Origin of the sequence: Apibacter sp. (assembly GCF_025291155.1) — a bacterium.
GTDB lineage: Bacteria > Bacteroidota > Bacteroidia > Flavobacteriales > Weeksellaceae > Apibacter.
Window position 1 is genome coordinate 1 of sequence record NZ_JAMBJZ010000120.1, and the last position, 5,016, is coordinate 5,016.

Here is a 5,016-nt window from a genome sequence, read left to right on the forward strand (position 1 = left end):
AAATAATACGCTAAAAATAAGACATTCTTATTTTGGGAATTTTATTTTCCAATACAGAATATTTTATCTTATTCTTTTATCATTACTTTGTCTGCATAAAGATACTAAAAATGAATATAGAATTCAATACAGAAATACAGGACTATATCAAGGATCTAAAGAAAGACCGTACCCTGCGTTTTATGAATACAGGAACTACTAATTATAAGCAATTGGGATTTACCTTGCTTTCGCTACTCAATACCTGTCAAACGCATTTATTTTCTTTGGAAAATAAGACCACAACGGAAGAGGAAAAAGAAGAAGTGAGGATTGATATTTACAATCTGCTGGAAATAGCTAAACACCTTCTCCCCCACATCGAATTTGAATTTTTGGATAGAGTGCTGAGGGAGTAACTCAATCTGTAATTTATATTACTTGCTTAACTAAGCTCATAATGTTTTTCAAATCTGGGTATCCGTGTATAATAATCTCTATTTCTCCAGCGTCCTACGGCAAAAATAAGATTATCGAGCTCAACAAATGCTTCCGAAAGGTTTAAATGCTCTCCCCCTCAAAGGGCGTCGTGAGCCTTTTTAAACTGACGGGTAAGTTCTTCTTCAGAAACAACTTTAATATCTGAAAATTTTTGTTTTACTGATTCATTTTGTAGGCTATTTGCTTCATATACAAATTTATAATTAGCAAGTTTTTAAATTCCAAACTGGGATATGTCGGGTTGGCTTATTTTACTGCTTTTCTCTTTATTTACTTCAAAATATTCGTTTTTTAACCCTGAAGTTATCCACACAAACGTAACATTATTGGGCAGAGCATAGGCATAGCTGTATGCCTGATTTATTGCCTGGAAAAATTCAGGCTCGCTAACCTCTTCCCTTTTGCATTCTACCAAAATATGGCTCATAACAACCGTCATCGTTATAAACAATCAAATCGGCTTCTTTTATTTCCGATCCCATCGTAACAGAAACAAATAGTTTAATCCGTTCGGGTTTATATCCGTAATGTAAAATAAGTTTTAAAAAGGCCGCTGCCTGAATTTTTTCCTACGGATTAGAAGAAATTCTTTTTTATTTTTGATGTATTATATAGGTTATCGTACGTGTTTCTTTATCTAATTTAATAAGGTTATCTTATTATTGCTCTTTTAAATTAAACCTAATTCCATATAAATAAATTTTCTAAGCGAATGTAGTTTAAACTTTTTAGCAAAACAAAAGTAAACTAACCGTTATAAAGAGAAATAAATTTATATGCTATCTTATTATTTTTTAAATATTTAATTTGATGATTGACTATATAGATAAGTATGTGTTGCAATTCGCGATTGCTCTACCCCCAATTAAGGATTAGATTTTCGCATTAGGATGTACCCAAGGATCTCTATGTTCCAAACATATATTTTATGTATGTAAATCTTTGAATTGGATTAGTTTTGTATGTCGCTACCTAAATTTATTTCATTAGGCATATAATAATATATTGGATCCCAATAATATTTATCCCTTTTATCAATATACCCTAATCCCGGCCAAGGTAAATGTGAAGACATAACCAGTTGTTTATTTTTAAAACAATCTTCCAATACTTGTTTTCTTGTACGGATAGCTTGCTCAAAATTAACATCAAATACTATACCCCATTCAGGATTTGAAATTAGTAATGGAGCATGAAAAATATCGACAATATTTTTGACCGATTTTCCTTCGGATGAAATAGTAAATATGGTGTGCCCCGGAGTATGGCCTGCCGCCAATTCTGTCTGGATTACAGTAAATAAGGTCTCTCCGGGGTGAAATGAAACTATTTTTTCCTTAATCCTATTTAAGACTTTCTTTGTAAAGTTGATAGTTGTGTTCCTTTGCTCAACAGTTAATTTGCTATTCGAGAAATCAGGATTATCTGACATCCAAAAGTCATATTCCTCTTTGGCAATATGATACTTCGCATTGGGGTACACTATTGTTCCTTCATTCGTAATAAGCCCTCCAATATGATCTCTATGCGCATGGGTAATCAAAATGTCCGTAATCGACTCTCTCGAGATACCTGCATTTTCAATATTATTTAATAACCAGCCTTGGTTCTCTCCAAAATGATTACCCATACCTGCATCTATTAAAATGATTTTTTCTTGTACTTTTATCAACATAACATTGATTGCTAAATCAATGGCCTTTTTTGTTGGATGAAACTTTTGTATCTCGACCATGAAATCTGATGAAGAAATGGCTGGAGCAAAAGTAGGTTGAGGTTTATCTATAGACATATATCCGTCTGAAAAAATATAAAAACTGATATTTCCTAAATTAACTTTTAAGCCTTCACTTTTAACCCGATCTATACTATCTTTTTTCATAGGATTATTATTTAAGTTAATACCCATTAATGCCGGTGAAACCATTATACTTACAGTTGAAATCATTAGTTTTAAAGCTCTTCTTCTGTCCATATTATTATTTTTTATACAAAATTATCTATTTAATCTACTATTAACAAGTACCTACTATTTTGTACCTTAGCTACTTAAAAGAAACTATAATTGATTATCAGCATAAAAAGAATTAAAATGATAGAAAAAAATATTGCAGAATCAGCTTGCGCAGTAGATTATGCTTTTAGAAGAATAGGTGGAAAATATAAAGGGCGAATATTATGGTATATTCATAATAATGAAGTATTGAGATTTGGCGAATTAAAAAAACGTATGACAGACATTACCACCAAAATGCTAACGCAAACGTTACGAGAGCTAGAAAATGACGGGCTCTTATCCCGAAAAGTTTATCATGAAGTGCCACCTAAGGTAGAATATAGACTGACGGATGTCAGCGAGGATCTGATTCCTTTTATTATCCAATTGAGGGAATGGGGCATCGCTCAGATGAAAAAAGAGAATATTCCAATACGTGAGCATGAAGCAAATAAGAAATAATTATTTCTTATTAAACTTGAATCCTATTGAAGAAATAATAGATGTGACTCTTTTATAGCTAATGAGATAGACAAAACTACCAAAGCTTACAATTGAATATTTTTTGAAAGGAATATGCAATCTGATTCAAATGCGCGAATTTTCCATTTTGTTGGAATACTTTCTATGTGAAGAATAAAGAGACAACAATCTCTGCCAAAGCAACAATTAACCAAGCCTTTCAATTTAAGCATTATATGAAGTTAGGAGACGAATGTTTCTTGGCTTATTGGTTTGAATCACTCAGGATATGGAATTTTAAGATTTAAAAATTCTTGTTCCTACTGAATGAAAACTAACGTTTTATGAAGATAAATGAATTTTAGGTCATTTTTTCTATGAGTAAAAAGGTAATGATTCTAACAAATCAAACTCAAAACGAGTTAGAATTAAATTCCGGTTAACAATCGAGTAATCTGCTTCATACTGTATGAATTCTTTTACTTAGACTACAAAATTTTTATAAGTAATTATGTATTTCTTCATTTTCAATTTGTTAAGCATCAGATAGACAATATGCTAGCTAATTTAGTATTTAAAAAATCATTCATATACATAATTTTTAAATTAATAAACAGGGTAATAGGTGTAATCCTATTTTTCGGTGAATGATTCTATATTATTTTTAAATTCTATTCAATTGTCAAGGCTTGATTATACATTTCTCTTATTTTATATATATGCTTTAGCCTGTAAGGGTACCGTGCTATTATAAGGAATAATTGAAAACATCTCTTAAAACTTCATCACAATATTTTGTAGGTTCAAATTCAATTATTTGGTAACCTGCTATTTGGTTAGTATAAAACGGGTCTTGTGAAATAATATTTTCAACCTCTTGCCGATTGCAAGCCTTACATAAAATAACACCACCTATCCGTGGATGTTGTCTTCCAGATGTTATAAAGTTGCCCCTCTGATAGAATTTATCTAAAAACTGCTTATGGTCTTCCAAATAATTCTCGACTTCGCTCAACTCTTTATGATAAGTAAGTACCACAATAAACATGACTAATAAATTTTTATTGGTTATACAAATAATTTTTTAATACTCTTGATTTTGTGACAAAGATAAAATACCTTTGATATAAAAAAAGGGTTAAATTAATATTTTATAGGTATGAATAGTAACAGCCTTCATTATTTCAATGTATTTGGCAGAAGAACTGCATTTTAGCAAAGCTGCACAAAAGCTACATATCACTCAGCCTCCATTGAGTAGGGCTATCAGACAGTTGGAAGAAGAATTGGATGTTAGATTGTTTGAACGCAATCGACGAAATGTAATGCTAACCTCGGCAGGCGAATATTTGAAAAATCTAGTTTAAATATATTTTTATAAAGAGATTACGTATTACTATATATAATTTTTTTACAAAAGTTGTCTGTATTTTTTTTAAAAAAAATAATAAAATAAACAAGATTTTTATTTTATCTATTTTAGATAGAATAACTTATCTTTGCATAAGTACTAACTCTAAATGCCTATAATTACTATGTCTACAAATGCCACAAAAGTAAAAGATATTCTTCCCAATTTAAGAAGTTTTCAAGATTGTACTAAAAATTTTTTAATAGGATTTTGAAGAATACATGGAAGAAATCATTAAAAAAACGAATCTTTTCGATAAATGTATAAGTTGGATAATCTCACATAGGATTCTATTAATATTAATATGTATTTATATAACTTTTTTTGATTTTATAAATCTAAAATATCATGTTTATATAGTAACGCCTATTTTAACAGAAGTTTCTCAAAACTATTTAGTTGATATTATATTTATTTTTATTACTGTACTGATTTTATTTTATATAATCCAGAAATTTAAAATGGATTATTATATTAAGCCAAAATATGCTTTGTACTCATTAGTAATTTTAGGGTTCTATTCATACTTTAGATTCACTCATACAAATTTCTTATCATTTAAATTATGTGATTCATTTAAGTATTTTGATAGTATATTTCTCATTTTTTTATTTCCTATACTAATTTATGGGAATTATTATTTCTTTAATAAGAAACAACTAAAAGA

Annotated in this window: 6 protein-coding genes; 3 read left to right on the forward strand and 3 right to left on the reverse strand. The window is 29.4% G+C overall.

The features are described 5' to 3' along the window. Positions 1 to 110 precede the first annotated feature (110 nt). Positions 111 to 398 (forward strand): hypothetical protein, encoded by a 288-nt coding sequence (locus M3Z80_RS09175; RefSeq protein WP_293919314.1) that lies wholly within the window; start codon positions 111 to 113, stop codon positions 396 to 398. Positions 399 to 694: 296 nt separating this feature from the next. On the opposite strand, the gene M3Z80_RS09180 is transcribed toward M3Z80_RS09175, so the two are convergent. Together M3Z80_RS09180 and M3Z80_RS09185 are read right to left on the reverse strand one after the other, a co-directional pair. Further along, positions 695 to 919 carry a type I restriction enzyme HsdR N-terminal domain-containing protein gene (locus M3Z80_RS09180; protein WP_293919315.1) on the reverse strand — a complete coding sequence of 75 codons (225 nt, stop codon included), beginning with the start codon at positions 917 to 919 and terminating at the stop codon, positions 695 to 697. A 513-nt stretch (positions 920 to 1,432) separates the two neighbouring features. Next, positions 1,433 to 2,455 (reverse strand): MBL fold metallo-hydrolase, encoded by a 1,023-nt coding sequence (locus M3Z80_RS09185; protein ID WP_293919316.1) that lies wholly within the window; start codon positions 2,453 to 2,455, stop codon positions 1,433 to 1,435. A gap of 117 nt (positions 2,456 to 2,572) precedes the next feature. Between M3Z80_RS09185 and M3Z80_RS09190 the strand changes: the two genes are divergently transcribed. After that, entirely contained in the window at positions 2,573 to 2,938 is a 366-nt protein-coding gene (locus M3Z80_RS09190; RefSeq protein WP_293919317.1) for a winged helix-turn-helix transcriptional regulator, read from the forward strand. Between the two features lie 748 nt (positions 2,939 to 3,686). Here M3Z80_RS09190 and M3Z80_RS09195 read toward each other — a convergent pair. Beyond that, a complete protein-coding gene (locus M3Z80_RS09195) occupies positions 3,687 to 3,986 on the reverse strand; it encodes a YciI family protein (protein ID WP_293919318.1) in 300 nt (99 codons plus the stop codon). Positions 3,987 to 4,125: 139 nt separating this feature from the next. On the opposite strand from M3Z80_RS09195, the gene M3Z80_RS09840 reads away from it, so the two are divergent. Next, a complete protein-coding gene (locus M3Z80_RS09840) occupies positions 4,126 to 4,305 on the forward strand; it encodes a LysR family transcriptional regulator (protein ID WP_459251451.1) in 180 nt (59 codons plus the stop codon). The last annotated feature ends 711 nt before the right edge of the window (positions 4,306 to 5,016 follow it).